Genomic DNA, 18,541 nt, shown 5'->3' with positions numbered 1-18,541 from the left:
ATAAATGATAGTATGGTCTTATGAGAAATCCATAGATTGGGAAGGCTGTAAATTACTTCGCTTTTACAGCAGGAGAGTTTTTTATTTATTCTAGTTCAGGATGTGAAAGGCTTGAAGCGGTTTATTTTCAAAATTTTGGGTTGGACTGGAGCGTTGACCGTTTCGTATTATCTTTACAAACAACAGCTCGGAGCCATTCCATTCTTTTTATTTTCCATTTATTTTTTTCTATTAGCCCGGAAGGAACTTCGTAAACAGCCGAAAAAGAGGTCTATTGTTAAGAAAAAACTGTTAAAAGAAAAATTACAGGCTACAAAGAAATAAGTTGTGAAAAATATGCTAGAAACATCAGCTAGTGCTAGCATAAACACCAATATTTTGTTTATAATGAAGAATATGTATTTTGCGTAGAAATGGCACGATTCATAGTTTATACAGAATTACATAATGAATCAATACGTACAGCAGCATGCTCGCTGATTTTCTTAAACTGGACGGGCTACGTATATGGCTGCAATGAATGTGGGATTAGATAGAAAGGAAGTGCGGATCTTGAGTTTAGCTCAGTTCTCAAAAGAAGAAATAATGGAAATGTCTTTAATAGAGATTGCTTACGAAATCATGGAAGAAAGAAAAGCAGCAATTACTTTTAAAGATTTAACGGAAGAAATAGCAAACATTACCGGACTTACTGAAGAGGAATTGAAAAAGAGAATTGCTCAATTTTATACTGATTTAAATATAGACGGCCGCTTTTTAGCTATTGGCGATAATCAATGGGGACTGCGTGTTTGGTACCCAGTTGATCAAGTGGTAGAAGAAATCGTCAATCCTGTTAAAGCGAAGAAGAAGAAGAAAGCGAAGAAGGTTGTTGAAGATGACGATCTAGAGTTAGACGACTTTGAAGATGACGTATTCGATGAGTTAGATGACGATGACGATGATCTGTTAGATGATGACGACGATCTTGATGATGATCTGGACCTAGATGATGATGACGATGACGACGATGACCTTGATGAGGATTTAGATTTGGACGATGACGATGACGATCTAGATTTAGATGAAGAATTGGATGAAGAGTTCGATCTTGACGAAGATGATGAAGAAGATGAAGATCTGGCCGATGATTTAGAAGACGGTCTAGATAAGTAATTTTCATATTGACATTTTGTGTCGACACTTGTAGAATACTTTTTGGGCTCCTCAAACGAGGAACGGATAAATTTTTGAGAGTAGCGCTCCCTTACTTTGTAAGAAGAAGTAAGAGGAGCGTTTTTGTTTTTTTATTGGTTTTCCCCTATATCAATATTGTTTTTTGTCTGTCCAAAAAGCAGGGGCAGCCTTTTTTCATGCATCTTTGGCATGTATTTTTATATGAATGACCACATTAACTGGAAGTTCATCATATTTCACTTATTTACTGTCTTTAAATAAAAGAGAATTTGTACAAACTGTTATGGAGGGGGAATTTTAATCATGACAAAATATATTTTTGTAACTGGTGGCGTTGTGTCGTCGCTGGGAAAGGGAATTACAGCAGCATCATTGGGAAGATTATTAAAAAACCGCGGGGTCAATGTAACGATTCAAAAATTTGACCCATACATTAACGTGGACCCAGGAACCATGAGTCCATACCAGCATGGTGAAGTGTTTGTAACAGATGATGGTGCCGAAACAGACTTAGACTTAGGGCACTATGAGCGCTTTATTGATATTAACCTAAACAAATACAGCAATGTGACAACAGGGAAAGTGTACTCTACTGTTTTGAAAAAAGAACGCCGCGGTGATTATTTAGGTGGAACCGTTCAGGTAATTCCTCATATCACAAACGAAATTAAAGAGCGTTTATTCCGCTCCGGCCGTGAAACAAACGCGGATGTGGTAATTACAGAAATCGGCGGTACAGTAGGCGACATCGAGTCATTGCCATTCTTAGAAGCGATCCGTCAGGTAAAAAGTGATGTCGGTGCTGATAATGTGATGTATGTTCACTGTACACTTGTGCCATATATTAAAGCAGCTGGCGAAATGAAGACAAAGCCGACACAGCACAGTGTTAAAGAATTACGCAGCCTTGGCATCCAGCCAAATATCATTGTCGTTCGTACAGAAATGCCAATGACACAGGATATGAAGGACAAGATTGCCCTTTTCTGTGATATTGATAAAAATGCCGTAATCGAATGTGAAGATGCAGACCATCTATTATCGATTCCATTAGCCCTTCAGGCGCAAAAGATGGATTCTATCGTCTGCAATCATTTGAAATTAGAATGCCGTGATGCGGATATGACAGAATGGACAGCTTTACTTGAAAAAGTACGCAATCTTTCTAAGAAGACAACGATCGGTCTTGTTGGAAAGTACGTGGAGCTTCAGGATGCCTACCTATCTGTTGTTGAAGCGTTGAAGCACGCTGGTTATGCATTTGATTCAAAAATTGATATTAAATGGATTAACTCAGAAGATGTAAATGATGAGAATGTAGCAGATCTTTTAAATGATGTGGATGGAGTGCTTGTTCCCGGCGGATTCGGTGACCGCGGAATCGAAGGGAAAATTTCTGCCATTCGTTATGCTCGTGAACAAAAACGTCCATTCCTTGGAATTTGCTTAGGCATGCAGCTTGCATCGATTGAGTATGCACGCAATGTTCTTCATTTAGAAGGAGCACATTCATCTGAAATTTATCCAGAAACACCGCATGCGATTATTGACCTGCTTCCAGAGCAAAAGGATATTGAAGATCTTGGTGGTACACTTCGCCTTGGTTTATATCCATGTAAGCTGGCTGAAGGTACAAAAGCATACGATGCATACCAGGATGAAGTGGTTTATGAGCGTCATCGCCACCGCTATGAGTTTAACAATCAGTACCGCCCGCAAATGGAAAAGGCAGGCTTTGTATTCTCAGGAACAAGCCCTGACGGCCGTCTAGTGGAAATCGTGGAGCTTCAGGACCACCCTTGGTTCGTGGCATCCCAATTCCATCCGGAGTTTATCTCAAGACCAAACCGTCCACAGCCGTTATTCCGTGACTTTATCGGAGCGTCTTTGAAAGATAGAGAAGAAAAGTAAGCAGAAAAGCCTTGTTTGTTGCAAGGCTTTTTTGTTTTTTGGGAAAAAGAAAAAGGCTGTGTGCAGTCAACTTACATTCCTTGGTTAAAGGAGAAGGTTTCATCTGCAAACAGCCTTTTTAAAAAATAAGTTATTTAGTAATCAGCCAAAATTTCGTCAATTGTAAATTTTAACCCATAATATGCGTACAACGCGGCCATAGAGAAGGGATATCCGCATCGTCCGCCGTCGTCAGTCGGAACCAATCCATTACGCAGCGATAGATCGATGGCGACATCGGCAAGCTCTGCAATCGATTCCTCCTCTGATTCTTGATGTGTGGACAATGTTACAAAGGAAATACCCTGATCGGCAAGTTTTTGTGCTACGGCTAAAGCTTCTGTATCTGTTGAATGGCGGGTTACAATTAGTACACGGTCAACGCTGGAGACCTGTTCCATATCGTCTGGTGTCAAAGCAACTGCGTGGGTGAGAGGCTCGGCACCATAGGCAGCTTCGCTTGCCACGGCTGCCATTTCAGCTGTGCCGTACACATAGATTTTTCCGTCAGCGATAATGGCCTGAGCCAGCAAACGTGCACCGTCTTCCATATCCTCCATTTGTTCATCGCGAATTTTTGTGAATAATCCATTTAGCTGGGTTGCAAAAATTTTTAACAAATTATCTCCTCCAAGTAGACGTTTATATAGAAATATAATTTTTGATGGAATATAGCTTGGCTGTAATACACAAACAATACATATACTAACACACATGTATCGAATTAAGAAAATAACCTATACTAGTACACTTTAGTTAAGTAACAGAATAGTCTGTAAACATAAGCACACCTGCATTTTACCTTTTTCTATATTGTCTTTCATTTTTTGTTATAAAGATTTTATAGGCTAGGTATATTGTGTTATAGAATAGTTCTTATTAATCATATAAATCAGGAAGGATTTTCAAAAGGGAAAGTAGAATGTAATATGAATATAGAGTAAATCTGTTTAAAAGTGAAATTGAAAAAATAAATCAACATACTAGAAACTTAATGCAGAGGAAGAGGTGTCACAATGGAAAAGAAAATACTTATTGTAGATGATCAGTTCGGAATCCGTATATTATTAAATGAGGTATTGCAAAAAGAAGGGTATGATACGTATCAGGCTGCGAATGGTCTGCAGGCATTGGAAATCGTAAAGGATAATGTACCAGATTTGGTGCTGCTTGATATGAAAATTCCAGGTATGGATGGAATTGAAATTTTAAAACGGATGAAGGAAATGATTCCGGATATTAAAGTTGTGCTCATGACAGCATATGGGGAATTGGATATGATTCAGGAAGCGATGGACTTAGGTGCGATAACGCATTTTGCAAAGCCGTTTGATATTGAAGATATCCGTGTTGCGGTTGCTAAATATTTGGCACAGTAAAATCTAAAAAGACGAAAAATAGACAAAAAAAAGACATTTTCAGGCAGATTGTACTCCCTATGCACTTGGAAGCGGTTTACTTTTTTAAGGTTGAAAATCACTGTGTAAAACTTTGTTAGAACATTAGCATTTCTATTATTATTTTGATATGATACAAATTGGAATTTGCAATGGATGTTTATTCCTTCGTTCTGTATATAGTTATTACATACTTTCAGCTCTAAAGGGAAAACTGATATAAGTATTATATGGAATGAACCATAAAGAAAAGGGAGGAACACATATGCCTTTAGTTTCTATGACTGAAATGCTTAACAAAGCAAAATCAGAAGGCTATGCAGTCGGCCAATTTAACGTAAATAACCTTGAGTACGCTCAAGCGATTCTTCAAGCTGCAGAAGAAGAAAAATCACCAGTAATTCTAGGGGTTTCTGAAGGTGCAGGCCGCTATATGAGTGGATTCAAAACTGTTGTAAAAATGGTTGAAGGGTTATTAGAAGATCTAAAAATCACTGTTCCAGTTGCGATTCACTTAGATCATGGTTCTAGTTTTGAAAAATGTAAAGAAGCAATTGATGCTGGCTTTACATCAGTTATGATAGATGCGTCACATCATCCATTTGAAGAAAATATTGCAACGACTTCAAAGGTCGTTGAATATGCTCATTCTAAGGGTGTCTCTGTTGAAGCTGAGCTTGGAGTAGTCGGCGGACAGGAAGACGATGTAGTAGCGGACGGCGTAATCTATGCTGATCCAAAAGAGTGTGAAGAGCTTGTAAAACGTACAGGTATCGACGCACTAGCACCTGCGCTTGGATCTGTTCACGGTCCATACAAAGGTGAGCCAAACTTAGGCTTTAAAGAAATGGAAGAAGTAAGAAATGCAACAGGTGTACCACTTGTACTTCACGGCGGAACTGGAATCCCAACAAAGGATATCCAAAAGGCTATTTCTTTAGGTACGGCCAAAATCAACGTGAATACAGAAAATCAAATTGAATCAACAAAACGTATTCGTGAAATTTTAGATGCAGATAAAGAAGTCTATGATCCACGTAAATACTTAGGACCTGCACGTGAAGTAATCAAAGCAACGGTTATCGGCAAGATTGGTGAGTTTGGTTCTTCAGGTAAAGCGTAAATCGAAACGTTTGTTTATAGGGAAACCGCCTTTTTTAAAGGCGGTTTTCAATGCATTAGTACATACCACTTACTTCTTGTTTATTTAAAATCCTTCTGTAAAAAATAAAAAAGCTGTAATAAGTAAATTTTTCACTCGAGAGGGGTATACTGATAAAGCTTTTTATCGATACTGCAAATATGGAAGAAATCAAAGAGGCGCATGAACTTGGGATTATTTCCGGTGTAACAACAAATCCTTCCCTTGTTGCTAAAGAAAAAAATATTTCTTTTCATGACCGCCTGAGAGAATTTGCAACCCTTGTTCCTGGCTCAGTAAGTGGAGAAGTAATCGCTCTTGATGCTGAAGGCATGATTAGAGAAGGAAAAGAATTGGCTGCTATTGCACCCAATATTACAGTTAAAATCCCAATGACTCCAGATGGAATGAAGGCTGTTTGATTGGAAGACTAAAGAGTAGTTAATTATCAAAAGTGCCTTGCTTTATAAAGCTTGGTGCTCTTATCTAAATAGTGCCGCAGCCACCATCTTCATCGGCACTGACTCCTGAACTGCACAGTCACAACCATTGGCAGATGATTGATGCTTAAGTCAGCCTATTCCCCAAGAAAAAACTCGCGAATTACTTTTCCAATATAGTATTTTCAGAAAAATTTTAGTGAAATAGGGAAAAATTTTTCCAATTTGATAGAAGTCCCTTATTTTTTGTGTAAAATAAAGAATGGGTGTCAAAACAAATGCTGTGTTTAAGTACAGGATGGATGCTAGCATGTTGATCTTCGCTCGAAAAACGGAAATCAACAACATCGTGTTCCACAGCTAAGAGTAAATGAATAACAAAAGAGCCTTCGAAAAAGACAAGACAAGCCATGATCTTCTAAGGTAAGCATGAAGAATGAATTAACTTCATTCAGCAGTAGTTCTTCGCTTCTAAAGTTTAATGATTGAATGAAATAAGTTCTCTGGCTCAGAGGGGTTAAACCCCGGCTGAATGAAGTTAAGCCTCCGGCGGATGCCACGGTTTTTTTAAAGGTAATTTATCGAGCGAGCTCGATAAAAATCCGGGCGCAAATTCGACAAGCGAATTTGATATACAACATGACTTTGAAGGGAGTTTAAAATGGAAAAATTAATGATTGCAGGCGGCTATCCATTAAAAGGGACAGTTCGAATCAGCGGTGCCAAAAATAGCGCTGTTGCGTTAATTCCTGCCACTATTCTCGCTGATTCTCCTGTAACGATTGAAGGGTTGCCTGATATCTCAGATGTCCAGATTTTAAAAGGATTATTAGAAGAGGTTGGCGGAAAAGTGGAATTTACCGACAATGATATGACGGTTGACCCTTCAACGATGATTTCCATGCCCCTGCCGAACGGAAAAGTCAAAATGCTTCGTGCATCCTACTATTTGATGGGTGCCATGCTTGGTCGTTTTAAAAAAGCTGTGATTGGTTTGCCTGGTGGATGTCATCTTGGTCCGCGCCCAATTGATCAGCATATTAAAGGGTTTGAAGCACTTGGAGCACAAGTGACCAATGAACAGGGTGCTATTTATCTGCGAGCAGATGAACTAAAGGGCGCACGGATTTACTTGGATGTTGTCAGTGTAGGAGCAACAATTAATATCATGCTGGCAGCGGTTCGTGCGAAAGGACGTACGGTTATTGAAAATGCGGCAAAAGAGCCGGAGATTATTGATGTTGCTACACTGCTGACCAATATGGGGGCAAAAATAAAAGGTGCCGGTACGGATGTGATTCGGATTGAGGGAGTCGACCAGCTTCATGGCTGCCGACACACGATTATTCCTGACCGAATTGAAGCAGGTACATATATCATTCTCGGCGCTGCTGCTGGTGATGGCGTGCTTGTGGATAATGTGATTCCGCAGCATCTAGAATCGTTGCTTGCCAAGCTTCGAGAAATGGGTGTCCATATTGAGGTCAATGATGATCAAATATTTGTCCGTTCCGTTCCGAAAATGAAAGCAATCGACATTAAAACGCTTGTGTATCCTGGTTTTCCAACAGATTTGCAGCAGCCGATGACTTCTCTATTAACAAGGGCAGAGGGAACGAGTATTGTTACGGATACGATCTATGGAGCTCGCTTTAAGCATATTGATGAGCTAAGACGAATGAATGCTAACATCAAAGTGGAAGGACGCTCTGCCGTTATTAATGGACCGGTACAGCTTGAGGGGGCCAAGGTAAAAGCCAGTGACCTGCGTGCAGGAGCTGCGCTTGTGATTGCCGGTCTTATGGCTGAAGGTGTCACAGAAGTAACAGGGCTTGAACATATTGATCGCGGCTACAGTCATATGGTAGAAAAATTAAACGGATTAGGTGCCACCGTTTGGCGCGAAAACTTATCCAAGGATGAAATCGAACAAACGAAAAATGCTTGATTTCAAGGCAGTGTTTAAAGCCTATTGTTTATTTTGGTAAACTTGTTGATTGGAGTGGAAGGCACGAAGACTCCTACGGGAGAAGCGAGACTGTCGAGGAGGCTCGGCGGTCGCCCGTGGAAAGCGAAGTGCCTTGAACGGAAATCAACAATTTTGTTTAACATACAAAGGGAAATACTAGGGGGGAAACACAGTGGAAAGAAGTTTAACAATGGAGTTGGTACGTGTAACAGAGGGAGCTGCACAGGCATCTGCACGTTGGATGGGTCGTGGTAAGAAGGATGAAGCAGATGATGCTGCAACTACAGCCATGCGTGACATTTTCAACACGGTTGATATGAAGGGAACAGTTGTAATCGGTGAGGGTGAAATGGATGAAGCGCCAATGCTGTATATCGGTGAAAAGCTTGGAACCGGTATTGGACCAGAGGTTGACGTAGCTGTTGACCCGGTAGAAGGGACTGAAATCCTTGCTGCAGGCGGCTGGAATGCACTTGCCGTACTTGCGATTGCGGATAAAGGAAACCTTCTGCATGCCCCAGATATGTATATGGATAAAATTGCTGTTGGGCCAGAATGTGTGGGCTGTATCGATATCAATGCACCAGTGATTGATAACCTTAAAGCTGTAGCGAAGGCGAAAAATAAAAATATTGAAGATGTCGTGGCAACGATATTAAACCGTGAACGTCATGCTCACATTATTCAACAGATCCGAGAAGCAGGCGCACGAATTAAGCTAATCGATAACGGTGACGTGGCAGGAGCCATCAATACAGCATTCGACTTCACAGGTGTTGATATTTTATTTGGAGCAGGCGGTGCCCCTGAGGGTGTACTTGCGGCAGTTGCATTGAAATGTCTTGGCGGTGAACTTCAAGGGAAGCTACTACCAGAGGATGACGCTCAATTACAGCGCTGCTTAAGTATGGGAGTAGACCCAAGCAAGGTTCTTCTAATGGATGACCTAGTAAAAGGTGACGACGCTATTTTTGCTGCAACGGGTATTACGGACGGAGAATTGCTGCGCGGAGTTCAGTTCAAAGGCTCACACGCAACCACACATTCTGTCGTTATGCGTGCAAAATCAGGTACCGTTCGTTTCATTGAAGGAACACATAGTTTAAAGAAAAAGCCTAATTTAGTTATTGGATAATATGAAAAGCAGAAGCGCCTTGATCACCCCCCGACCAGCTTATGACTCGAGGGGGTAGGCGCAGAGCAATAAAAAAGCGCCTTGCCAATGGCAGGGCATGATATAGCCTTCCATATAGAGAAATTTCCTTTCAGAAGAGATAAAGCAACAGCTACTTGTTTACTTCTGAATAGCTGTTGCACTTTCATATAGATAAAAAACCTTTCATTCCCTATTTTTAAAAAATAAATATTGTTAAGTTTCACAAGAGAGGGTAAAATAAACATTATTTTTGTCTTCGAATATTCAAAATCACGTATAAGACATTCTTCAAAAAAGTAAGAACCTCAAGTGTTAAAAAAATCTTTCCTTTTGCCTTTCATACAATACTGCCTGAATGTTCTGCTCGTGGAGGGAATGATTGAAAATTCAAAAGAGTGGTGGAATCATGGGATTAAATATATCAAGTTTAGAGAATATGAAGTTAAAGGAGCTTTACGAATTAGCTCGCGAATATAAGGTATCATATTACAGCAAGCTCACAAAAAAGGAATTAATTTTCGCCATTTTAAAAGCACGTGCTGAACAGGAAGGGTACTTTTTCATGGAAGGTGTCCTCGAAATTATTCAATCAGAGGGCTTCGGATTTTTAAGACCGATCAATTACTCTCCAAGTTCAGAGGATATTTATATTTCAGCCTCACAAATTCGCCGATTTGATCTACGAAACGGGGATAAGGTATCGGGTAAAGTTCGTCCTCCTAAAGAAAATGAGCGTTATTTCGGCTTGCTCCAGGTTGAAGCGGTGAATGGCGATGACCCGGAAACATCGAAGGAACGTGTTCATTTTCCTGGCCTGACTCCATTATATCCAAACAGACAAATGAAGCTTGAAACGACACATAAAAATATTTCAACGCGTATTATGGACGTCGTGGCACCGGTGGGATTTGGTCAGCGTGGTCTGATTGTGGCCCCTCCGAAAGCAGGGAAAACGATGCTGATTAAAGAAATCGCCAACAGTGTAACAACAAATCATCCGGAAGCAGAGTTAATCGTTCTATTAATCGATGAGCGTCCGGAAGAGGTGACAGACATTGAACGCTCTGTTGCCGGTGACGTTGTCAGCTCAACCTTTGATGAGGTACCGGAAAACCACATTAAAGTAGCGGAGCTCGTGCTTGAGCGTGCGATGCGCCTTGTGGAGCACAAGCGTGATGTTGTGATTTTAATGGACAGTATTACGAGATTGGCTCGTGCTTACAACCTTGTTATTCCGCCAAGCGGCCGTACATTGTCAGGGGGGATTGACCCGGCAGCGTTCCACCGTCCAAAACGCTTCTTCGGGGCGGCACGTAATATTGAAGAAGGTGGAAGCTTAACCATTTTAGCAACGGCGCTTGTTGATACAGGATCCCGTATGGACGATGTTATCTATGAGGAATTTAAAGGAACCGGTAATATGGAGCTTCACCTTGACCGCTCCTTGGCTGAAAGAAGAATCTTCCCGGCTATCGATATTCGTCGCTCTGGTACGCGTAAGGAAGAGCTTCTAATTCCAAAGGATCGTCTTGACCTATTATGGGCTATCCGTAAATCCATGTCAGACGCGCCAGACTTTGCCGAGAAATTCCTTCGCAAGCTAAAGCAAACGAAATCAAATGAGGATTTCTTTGCTGCATTAAGTGATGAAATGAAGGCAAAGCGTTCTTAGGTTAGTGATTTAATTTAAATTGTAGCTGATATTAATTTTTATAAAATTAATTTGTTGATTGAAGTGTAAGGCACGAAGACTCCTGCGGTCGCCCGCGGAAAGCGAAGTGCCTGAAACGGAAATCAACAACCATGTCTAACAGTGACTAAAAAACAGGAATAAAACAGAAGTTGCATTTCAAAATAGTCCTTGCTATAATATGAAGAGTGTTTTTCAGTAATAAATAGCGTATAATTGTTACGCTGTAACATATAACTCTGTTTCGAGAGATTCAGGGCGGAAGGAGCTGAAAAGGAATGAAATCAGGAATTCATCCTAATTACAAAAAAGCTACAGTGAAATGTGCTTGCGGTAACGAATTTGAAACTGGCTCAGTTAAGGAATTAATCCGTGTTGAGACATGTTCAGAATGTCACCCATTCTACACAGGACGTCAAAAGTTCGCTGAAGCTGGCGGTCGTGTTGATCGTTTCAACAAAAAATACGGTATCAAGTAATGAAAACGGAAGGCGCCCGCTTATCGGCGACAAGCATAAGACGAGCCGGCATGAAGGTTGTTCTTTAACCTTCTTGACGGATTGGCTTATGACCTCGAGCCGATGGCGCCTGGAGTTGGACAGTAATAAAATGTTAAACAAACAAAAACAGGCAAGTTTCAATCTTGCCTGTTTTTTGATGTTCAAAGATTTGGAAGCAGGAGAACCGAAGAAGCAGAGGGACGGTTCTTTTGCTTCCAAATGGGGTTTTGACGAAGAATATTGCCTATACTATAATTAGAATGTTATGCATGTGGAACGATATGCGTATGGTGATGAGATTTTAACGACATATGAGTACTACTAATTTTTACGCTTTAACATACTTAAATGATCTATTTTAAATAAATGAGGTGAATGACCGTGTTTGATCGTCTTCAAGCTGTGGAGGATCGCTACGATAGGCTGAACGAGCTCTTAAGTGATCCAGCAATTGTAAGTGACACAAATAAGCTGCGTGATTATTCAAAAGAGCAGTCTGATATACAGGAAACTGTTATAACCTATCGCGAATACAAAGAAGTAAAAGAGCAATTAAGTGATGCAAAGGAAATGCTTGAGGAAAAGCTTGACCCGGAAATGCGTGAAATGGTGAAGGAAGAGCTTTCCGAATTAGAGGACCGTATCGAAGAATTGGAAGCAAGACTAAGAATTCTTTTGATCCCGAAAGACCCTAATGATGATAAAAACGTTATTATGGAAATCCGCGGTGCTGCCGGCGGTGATGAAGCAGCACTGTTTGCTGGAGACCTATACCGCATGTACAGCAAGTTTGCTGAAGCGCAAGGCTGGAAAACGGATGTCATCGAGGCGAGCACAACAGGTGTCGGCGGCTATAAAGAGATTATCTTCATGATTAACGGTAAAGGTGCCTACTCCAAGCTGAAGTTTGAAAATGGGGCCCACCGTGTACAGCGTGTTCCTGAAACAGAATCTGGCGGCCGTATTCATACTTCTACTGCAACCGTTGCCGTTCTTCCTGAAACAGAGGAAGTGGAAGTGGAAATCCATGATAAGGATATCCGTGTCGACACGTTTGCTTCCAGCGGACCAGGCGGACAAAGTGTTAACACGACCATGTCAGCCGTTCGTTTAACTCATATCCCAACAGGTACGGTTGTTTCCTGTCAGGATGAAAAATCCCAGATTAAGAACAAAGAAAAAGCGATGAAGGTTCTTCGTGCCCGTGTGTACGATAAATTCCAGCGTGAAGCGCAGGCTGAATATGATCAGCAGCGTAAATCGGCGGTTGGTACAGGTGACCGTTCTGAGCGAATTCGTACGTATAACTTCCCGCAAAACCGCGTGACAGACCACCGTATTGGTCTAACCATCCAAAAGCTTGATCAAATTCTTCAAGGGAAAATCGATGACATCATTGATGCTCTTATTATGGAAGAACAATCAAGCAAGCTGGAAAGCGCAGAGGATTAAGATATGGCTAGAATTTACGAAGCTCTTCAATGGGCTTCTTCTTTTTTAAAAGAAAAGAATCGTGACGAAAATGCCGGAGAATTATTGCTGCGTTATTTATTACAGATGGATCGTACAAAGCTCCTGGCGAATCTGCGTGAGGAGCTGGAGCCTGAAGTGGAGGACCATTTCCGTGGTGCTGTAGAGCTTCACGGTGAGGGGACGCCGGTCCAGTACATAATCGGTCATGAGGAGTTTTATGGCCGCAGGTTTCGAGTGAATGAGAGTGTGTTAATCCCAAGGCCTGAAACAGAGGAGCTTGTGCTCGGAGCATTGGAGCGGATATCTCGTTTATTTGGTGATGGGCAGTCTGTGGCGGTTGCTGATGTTGGAACGGGCAGCGGGGCAATTGCGATTTCGTTAAAATTAGAGCGGCCGATGCTGTCAGTTACGGCAAGTGACATTTCGGAGAGTGCATTGGCCGTTGCCTCTGGCAATGCAGAACAGCTTGATGCGGATGTAACCTTCGTTAAAGGTGATTTGCTGAAGCCGTTTATCGAAGCTGGTCAGAGGTTTGATGTGGTGATTTCCAATCCACCCTATATTCCACTTGGAGATATGGTAGAGATGTCCGTTGTCGTGACAGATCATGAGCCCCATAGCGCCCTATTTGCCGGCGAGGATGGACTTGATTTGTACCGTCGATTTGCCGAAGAGCTTCCTTTTGTTTTAAAAGAAAAATCACTCGTCGGATTTGAAGTAGGAGCGGGACAAAGTCAGGATGTATCACAACTCCTGCATCAAGCCTTCCCTAAGGCACACATAGAAACGGTATATGACATCAATGGAAAAGACAGAATGGTATTCATGGAAATCAACCCGGTGTCAGGCACCACAAAAGGACAAAATGGCTAAAGTGTCCATTTTCGGTGCCTGACACCGAATCTATTAAAAAATTTTTTCATTTTTTGCTAGTTTAAAAATCCACCTTCCTGTCCACAATGGGTTAGTGAAGGGGCGGTGTTCTACATGAAAAGAAAAAATCTAGCAATCATTTATCTATTTATCCTATCAATTGGAACCATTTTAAGTTTATATATACCTAAAAATGAAGTAACGGCAAACGATGCTGTCATCATACCAAATGATGCGATTCGCCTGCGTATTCTTGCCAACAGTGACAGTGGGGAGGATCAGGCGATCAAGAGAATGGTCCGTGATGAGGTTAACAAGGAGATTACCCAATGGGTATCAGCTCTTACTTCAAAAGAGGAAGCAAGAGAAGTAATCAAGGCTGGTATGCCAGACATTCAGAGGATTGCTGAGCAGGTGCTTGAAGAAGAACAGGTGAATCAAAGCGTGAAGGTCGAATTCGGTCTAGTAGATTTTCCTACGAAGCTTTACGGACAATTTTTATACCCAGCAGGTCAGTATGAAGCGATTCTTATTACCCTTGGCGACGGAGAAGGCGCCAATTGGTGGTGCGTGTTATTCCCGCCATTATGCTTCCTTGATTTCTCAAGCGGCGTAGCTGTCAGCGAAGGGTTTGATGAAGAAGAGAAGATCGCTGATAACGATGATAAAAAGAAAGCAGACAACGAAGAATCCTCTATTCCAGAAGAAAGACCTTCTGAGCAAAAGGATAAACCAGTAAAGTCCACTGAACAAAAGGACAGCAAGGAACAGGCAGCTGCGGAGGAAAAAAATATCGAAGCAGCAGTGGTAAGCAACGTAGTTGTTGAGAAAGAAGAGCCGTCAAGGGATAACGAGGATCATCGCAAGCAAGCAGCAGAAACGGTTGTAACTTCAACACAAACAGCTGAAACTGAAACACAATCATCTGATGAAGAGAAGTCCACTGTAGCAACAGATGAAAAGAGGGAAGCTGCAAAGGAAATGGAAGTCGAACAGGCTAACTCCAAGCAAACAGCACCTGTATACACAAGTGAAGATGAACAGCCGGTTAAAGTGAAGTTTTTTGTAAAAGAAATATGGGATAGTCTATTTGGTTAAGCAAGGGAAGAAGCTACACTTCTTTCCTTTTTACACGTATGAAGGAGTTATCCACATCCAATTTTATTACCTAATGACCACCCGGCCAGAAAATAAAAATAAAGGTTCTACTCTCTCTATTTTTTCATATTAATAGTTTAACGATATGAAACTAGGGGGGAGTTTTATGAGCGCAGTGATTCGGTGTGCAATCACAGATGATGTAGATAACTTAAAGATTTTTCTAGAACGTGCAGGGCTGAGTGCGGAGGGTGTGAAGGGAACCATTGATTCTTTCCTCATTATGGAGGATGAAATAGGTGACATTCAGGCAACAATAGGAATTGAACAGTTTGGTGAAGTTGGACTGCTGCGCTCGTTGGTAATGACGTCGCAAACGATGAAAAATGATGTATATATTTTATTCGAGCAGATTTTCCTGCTTGCGACTGAAAAGGGCATGAAGGAAATCTTTATGGCCACGAATAAAATTGGAGCGGTAAAGCTTGTTGAGCTTTTGGGTTTTCAACAGATTAAGAAATCGGAGCTGCCGCCGGTTTTATCCCGAGCTGGCCATGTTCAACACATTCTTACTGTGGATAACTCGGTTTTTCTAAAAATTTCTCTCTAAAACATGCTAATATCCACAAAATTATCCACAAAATGAAGATTTTTATCCACAATTTGTGGATAAGACTTGAGTTGTTCACTATCTTCTTTTATACTTTCAAAGGAAATTAGCGTAAATTTTGGTATTTCTGAAGGTGGAGAATGATGATTACAAATTATTGGTCAGTGGATAAGTTTGTGGATAATCTGGAAAATTATCCACAAATTCAACAAGCCGCTGATTTTTTAAGCAAAAATGAGGTAGTGGCGTTTCCGACTGAAACGGTTTATGGCTTGGGCGGAAATGCGAAAGAGGATCAAGCAGTTAACAAGATTTATGAGGCAAAGGGACGTCCAAGTGACAATCCGTTAATTATTCATATTGCTGAGCAAAGCCAGCTGACAGACTTTGTGGAGGAAATTTCCCCTAAAGCGCAATATTTAATGGACCGTTTTTGGCCAGGGCCATTAACGATTATTTTTCCGTTGAAAAAGGGATTTCTCTCCAATAAAGCAACGGCTGGATTGGAGACGGTTGCAGTGAGAATGCCTGATCATCCGGTGGCGATGGCGGTATTGAAGCAGTCCGGTCTGCCAATTGCGGCGCCAAGTGCGAATCGTTCAGGCAAGCCGAGTCCAACAACGGCTTTGCATGTAAAAGAAGATCTCGACGGCAGGATTGCGGGAATTGTGGACGGCGGCCCGACAGGTGTTGGAGTGGAATCAACTGTAATCGATTGTACGACCGCCATTCCGGTTATCCTTCGACCCGGTGGTGTCACAAAGGAGCAGCTGGAAGAAGTAATCGGTGAAGTTCATGTCGATCCGGCATTGGCTGACGAAAAGGAAGCGCCAAAATCACCTGGCATGAAATACCGCCACTATGCACCGGATGCCCCTTTATATCTAGTCGATGGAACAAGGGAAGCGATTCAGAGGCTGGTAAATGAACAAAGGAGAGAAGGCAGGAAGGTGGGCGTTCTTACGACAAAGGAGAATGAAGCCTACTATGATGCCGACTTTGTCTTTGCCTGCGGCGAGCGCGGGCGCCTTGAAACGGTTGCCAGCTCGATTTATGAAGCATTGCGAAGCTTCAACAAACAGGACATTGAATTGATTTATAGTGAGATGTTTTCGAATGAAGGCGTAGGAAATGCGATTATGAATCGGCTGATGAAGGCGGCCGGTCAGCGCGTGCTAAAAGTGTAAAAATAGGTATCTGAAATTGGGCTTGCGAGGCTCAATGTCAGATACCTTTTTTTGTGGATAAAAAAAGACCTCGTTATGTGAGGTCATACGACTCTTATAGGCTTTGAAGCTCATCAACCGTGACAAACGTATACCCTTGTTCTAACAAGTTCTTGATGACGCCCTCAATGGTTTGCAGCACGTGGTCCTTATCCTCATACATTGGATGAAGCAGAATAATGGAACCTGGTGTAACATTTTCCTTCACATAGTTCACCTTGTCTGCCGTGGTGCTGTAAAAGCTATCGGGCTCGAGGTTCCAGGTGATGGATTCCTTGTTTTGTTTTTTTAGATAATAGGGCAGCCCAATGAGTTTTTTTCCATACGGCGGGCGAAAGTCAATGTCACCTTGATAGCCGGCATCGCGAATCAACTGATCCGTTTTTTCCAGCTCTTCTTTAATAAAGGAAGGTGTTTTGAAAACCATACGGTTATGTGAATAGGTATGATTGCCGATTTGATGGCCCGCCTTAGCAATTTGCTTGGCGCCTTCGGGGTATTTCTCAATATCTTGGCCAATTAGAAAAAACGTGGCTTTCACATTGTATTTGTCCAATAAAGGTAAAATCTGATCGACATTCTCTGTCGGACCGTCGTCAAAGGTCAGAGCAACCACCTTTTTATTCGTCTCTACCTTTGATGTCAGGTTTCCGAATAACTGGTAATCGCGAGAAGTTGCTAATGTATACGTGCCGTAAAACAGCAGGAGAAAAATCAAAATAACAAAACCAGTAATAAGTAATCTTTTCTTCATACAGGGTACCTAGCCTTCTTCAATCATACATGTCAACCTATTATAGCAACAATGAAACGAGCATTGAAGATTTTTTATTCGACGAAGAGGCTTCGTTTTCAACAGGTTACCCACATATCCGTGGATAGAGCTCCCCGTTAACGGATGATTAATCACTTTTCAACAGCCTATCCACATATTAAACAGTGCTGGGTAAAAAAAGAGCCCGCAAAACTTTATGTTTTCAACAGGAAATCCACATATTCAGTGGAAATGCTGCCCTTTTAGGTACGTTTTTTCGGAAAAAGCTTGTGGATAACCTTTGGCTGAGAGGTTATCCGCGGTTTTCCCCCACTTATTCACAGAAGCAGCACTTGCTATAGCTGTTATTTATGGCATATTCCCGCTCCGAACCGCGCACGCAATCATAAAAAATCTCCCGCTTCTAAATTCAATTGGACTTGCATATGTTGAAATAGCACGTCCGAGGGGGAATTGGGATGCCGCCAATTATTGGGGAGTTAATTACGCTGATCATTATGGCTTTTGCACTGGGGATGGATGCCTTTTCCATTAGTTTGGGGATGGGGATGTACAGGCTGCGGCTGCGGCAGGTTTTTAAAATTGGGATTACAATTGGTATTTTTCATATTTTTATGCCGTTGTTGGGAATGGTAGCTGGCAGGTATTTATCGGAGCAGTTTGGGGCCATTGCTGTATACATAGGCGGTGCGCTGCTGCTGATTCTAGGGGTGCAGATGATTTGGTCCAGTTTTTCTAAGGAAGAGGGGAGCTTGATCACACCGGCTGGTTTCGGCTTAATCCTGTTTGCACTTAGCGTAAGTCTGGACAGCTTTTCCGTGGGTCTGTCCCTAGGAATCTACGGGGCGCAAACGTTTCTTGTTTTGGCCTGCTTTGGCGCAGGTGCGACGCTTCTATCGTGGATTGGATTAATGATCGGCCGCAGTGTCCAGGATTGGCTCGGTAAATATAGCGAAGTGCTGGGAGGCGCCATCCTGCTCTTCTTTGGAATCAAGCTGTTGTTTCCACTTTAGAACTGTACACCCGTTTTTGGGTGTTTTTTTCTTATATTAAAATCTAATCAACAT

Annotated in this window: 18 protein-coding genes and 1 pseudogene; 17 read left to right on the top strand and 2 right to left on the bottom strand. The window is 41.8% G+C overall.

What is annotated here, in order from left to right; genetic code table 11:
- Positions 1–111: 111 nt before the first annotated feature.
- The 3 genes from ACHUFV_RS24050 (at position 112) to ACHUFV_RS24040 (ending at position 3,087) form a co-directional block, all read left to right on the top strand.
- Complete coding sequence (locus tag ACHUFV_RS24050) at positions 112–324, top strand: hypothetical protein (RefSeq protein WP_394238636.1); 213 nt, start codon at positions 112–114, stop codon at positions 322–324.
- A gap of 183 nt (positions 325–507) precedes the next feature.
- Positions 508–1,155: a DNA-directed RNA polymerase subunit delta gene (rpoE, locus tag ACHUFV_RS24045; protein WP_394238634.1), complete on the top strand. Its 648-nt coding sequence runs from the start codon at positions 508–510 to the stop codon at positions 1,153–1,155.
- A 324-nt stretch (positions 1,156–1,479) separates the two neighbouring features.
- On the top strand, positions 1,480–3,087 hold the full coding sequence (locus ACHUFV_RS24040) for a CTP synthase (RefSeq protein ID WP_394238632.1): 1,608 nt from the start codon (positions 1,480–1,482) through the stop codon (positions 3,085–3,087).
- Between the two features lie 134 nt (positions 3,088–3,221).
- On the opposite strand, the gene ACHUFV_RS24035 is transcribed toward ACHUFV_RS24040, so the two are convergent.
- Positions 3,222–3,842: a DUF2529 family protein gene (locus tag ACHUFV_RS24035; protein ID WP_394238630.1), complete on the bottom strand. Its 621-nt coding sequence runs from the start codon at positions 3,840–3,842 to the stop codon at positions 3,222–3,224.
- Positions 3,843–4,142: 300 nt separating this feature from the next.
- Between ACHUFV_RS24035 and ACHUFV_RS24030 the strand changes: the two genes are divergently transcribed.
- From ACHUFV_RS24030 to ACHUFV_RS23970, 13 genes and pseudogenes are all read left to right on the top strand, one after another.
- On the top strand, positions 4,143–4,505 hold the full coding sequence (locus tag ACHUFV_RS24030) for a response regulator (RefSeq protein WP_394238629.1): 363 nt from the start codon (positions 4,143–4,145) through the stop codon (positions 4,503–4,505).
- Positions 4,506–4,788: 283 nt separating this feature from the next.
- Positions 4,789–5,646 (top strand): class II fructose-bisphosphate aldolase, encoded by an 858-nt coding sequence (locus ACHUFV_RS24025; RefSeq protein ID WP_394238627.1) that lies wholly within the window; start codon positions 4,789–4,791, stop codon positions 5,644–5,646.
- 152 nt (positions 5,647–5,798) lie between these two features.
- Positions 5,799–6,080: pseudogene (locus ACHUFV_RS24020) on the top strand (transaldolase family protein); the annotation flags it as partial.
- Positions 6,081–6,765: 685 nt separating this feature from the next.
- Positions 6,766–8,052, top strand: a complete 1,287-nt coding sequence (locus ACHUFV_RS24015) for a UDP-N-acetylglucosamine 1-carboxyvinyltransferase (protein ID WP_394238625.1) — start codon at positions 6,766–6,768, stop codon at positions 8,050–8,052.
- A 193-nt stretch (positions 8,053–8,245) separates the two neighbouring features.
- On the top strand, positions 8,246–9,208 hold the full coding sequence (gene glpX, locus ACHUFV_RS24010) for a class II fructose-bisphosphatase (protein ID WP_394238623.1): 963 nt from the start codon (positions 8,246–8,248) through the stop codon (positions 9,206–9,208).
- 427 nt (positions 9,209–9,635) lie between these two features.
- Positions 9,636–10,901 (top strand): transcription termination factor Rho, encoded by a 1,266-nt coding sequence (rho, locus tag ACHUFV_RS24005; protein WP_394238674.1) that lies wholly within the window; start codon positions 9,636–9,638, stop codon positions 10,899–10,901.
- 296 nt (positions 10,902–11,197) lie between these two features.
- Positions 11,198–11,398 carry a 50S ribosomal protein L31 gene (gene rpmE / locus ACHUFV_RS24000; RefSeq protein ID WP_394238621.1) on the top strand — a complete coding sequence of 67 codons (201 nt, stop codon included), beginning with the start codon at positions 11,198–11,200 and terminating at the stop codon, positions 11,396–11,398.
- Positions 11,364–11,678, top strand: coding sequence for a hypothetical protein (locus ACHUFV_RS23995; protein WP_394238619.1), 315 nt, complete (start codon positions 11,364–11,366; stop codon positions 11,676–11,678). Before rpmE ends, ACHUFV_RS23995 begins: the two co-directional genes overlap by 35 nt.
- 122 nt (positions 11,679–11,800) lie before the next feature.
- Positions 11,801–12,871, top strand: a complete 1,071-nt coding sequence (gene prfA / locus ACHUFV_RS23990; protein WP_394238617.1) for a peptide chain release factor 1 — start codon at positions 11,801–11,803, stop codon at positions 12,869–12,871.
- Positions 12,872–12,874: 3 nt separating this feature from the next.
- Entirely contained in the window at positions 12,875–13,765 is an 891-nt protein-coding gene (gene prmC / locus ACHUFV_RS23985) for a peptide chain release factor N(5)-glutamine methyltransferase (RefSeq protein WP_394238615.1), read from the top strand.
- 114 nt (positions 13,766–13,879) lie between these two features.
- Positions 13,880–14,863: a stage II sporulation protein R gene (gene spoIIR, locus ACHUFV_RS23980; RefSeq protein ID WP_394238613.1), complete on the top strand. Its 984-nt coding sequence runs from the start codon at positions 13,880–13,882 to the stop codon at positions 14,861–14,863.
- A 166-nt stretch (positions 14,864–15,029) separates the two neighbouring features.
- On the top strand, positions 15,030–15,473 hold the full coding sequence (locus tag ACHUFV_RS23975) for a GNAT family N-acetyltransferase (RefSeq protein ID WP_394238611.1): 444 nt from the start codon (positions 15,030–15,032) through the stop codon (positions 15,471–15,473).
- Between the two features lie 143 nt (positions 15,474–15,616).
- On the top strand, positions 15,617–16,660 hold the full coding sequence (locus ACHUFV_RS23970; RefSeq protein ID WP_394238609.1) for an L-threonylcarbamoyladenylate synthase: 1,044 nt from the start codon (positions 15,617–15,619) through the stop codon (positions 16,658–16,660).
- Positions 16,661–16,754: 94 nt separating this feature from the next.
- On the opposite strand, the gene ACHUFV_RS23965 is transcribed toward ACHUFV_RS23970, so the two are convergent.
- Positions 16,755–17,453: a polysaccharide deacetylase family protein gene (locus ACHUFV_RS23965; RefSeq protein ID WP_394238607.1), complete on the bottom strand. Its 699-nt coding sequence runs from the start codon at positions 17,451–17,453 to the stop codon at positions 16,755–16,757.
- A 479-nt stretch (positions 17,454–17,932) separates the two neighbouring features.
- Between ACHUFV_RS23965 and ACHUFV_RS23960 the strand changes: the two genes are divergently transcribed.
- Complete coding sequence (locus ACHUFV_RS23960; protein WP_394238606.1) at positions 17,933–18,487, top strand: manganese efflux pump MntP; 555 nt, start codon at positions 17,933–17,935, stop codon at positions 18,485–18,487.
- Positions 18,488–18,541: the final 54 nt, after the last annotated feature.

Origin of the sequence: Niallia oryzisoli (genome assembly GCF_043641075.1) — a bacterium.
In the GTDB taxonomy this organism is placed as follows: domain Bacteria; phylum Bacillota; class Bacilli; order Bacillales; family Cytobacillaceae; genus Bacillus_BD; species Bacillus_BD oryzisoli_A.
This window is presented reverse-complemented; position numbering and strand designations above follow the sequence as displayed.

Bases quoted from the DNA above. Each gene is read 5' to 3' on its own strand.
- ACHUFV_RS24030 (WP_394238629.1), top strand. From the start codon at position 4,143: ATGGAAAAGAAAATACTTATTGTAGATGATCAGTTCGGAATCCGTATA.
- ACHUFV_RS23965 (WP_394238607.1), bottom strand. From the start codon at position 17,453: ATGAAGAAAAGATTACTTATTACTGGTTTTGTTATTTTGATTTTTCTC.
- rho (WP_394238674.1), top strand. From the start codon at position 9,636: ATGGGATTAAATATATCAAGTTTAGAGAATATGAAGTTAAAGGAGCTT.
- ACHUFV_RS24040 (WP_394238632.1), top strand. From the start codon at position 1,480: ATGACAAAATATATTTTTGTAACTGGTGGCGTTGTGTCGTCGCTGGGA.
- rpmE (WP_394238621.1), top strand. From the start codon at position 11,198: ATGAAATCAGGAATTCATCCTAATTACAAAAAAGCTACAGTGAAATGT.
- prmC (WP_394238615.1), top strand. From the start codon at position 12,875: ATGGCTAGAATTTACGAAGCTCTTCAATGGGCTTCTTCTTTTTTAAAA.
- ACHUFV_RS24035 (WP_394238630.1), bottom strand. From the start codon at position 3,842: ATGTGTGTTAGTATATGTATTGTTTGTGTATTACAGCCAAGCTATATT.
- ACHUFV_RS24025 (WP_394238627.1), top strand. From the start codon at position 4,789: ATGCCTTTAGTTTCTATGACTGAAATGCTTAACAAAGCAAAATCAGAA.
- ACHUFV_RS23975 (WP_394238611.1), top strand. From the start codon at position 15,030: ATGAGCGCAGTGATTCGGTGTGCAATCACAGATGATGTAGATAACTTA.
- ACHUFV_RS24015 (WP_394238625.1), top strand. From the start codon at position 6,766: ATGGAAAAATTAATGATTGCAGGCGGCTATCCATTAAAAGGGACAGTT.
- rpoE (WP_394238634.1), top strand. From the start codon at position 508: ATGGCTGCAATGAATGTGGGATTAGATAGAAAGGAAGTGCGGATCTTG.
- spoIIR (WP_394238613.1), top strand. From the start codon at position 13,880: ATGAAAAGAAAAAATCTAGCAATCATTTATCTATTTATCCTATCAATT.
- ACHUFV_RS23960 (WP_394238606.1), top strand. From the start codon at position 17,933: ATGCCGCCAATTATTGGGGAGTTAATTACGCTGATCATTATGGCTTTT.
- ACHUFV_RS23970 (WP_394238609.1), top strand. From the start codon at position 15,617: ATGATTACAAATTATTGGTCAGTGGATAAGTTTGTGGATAATCTGGAA.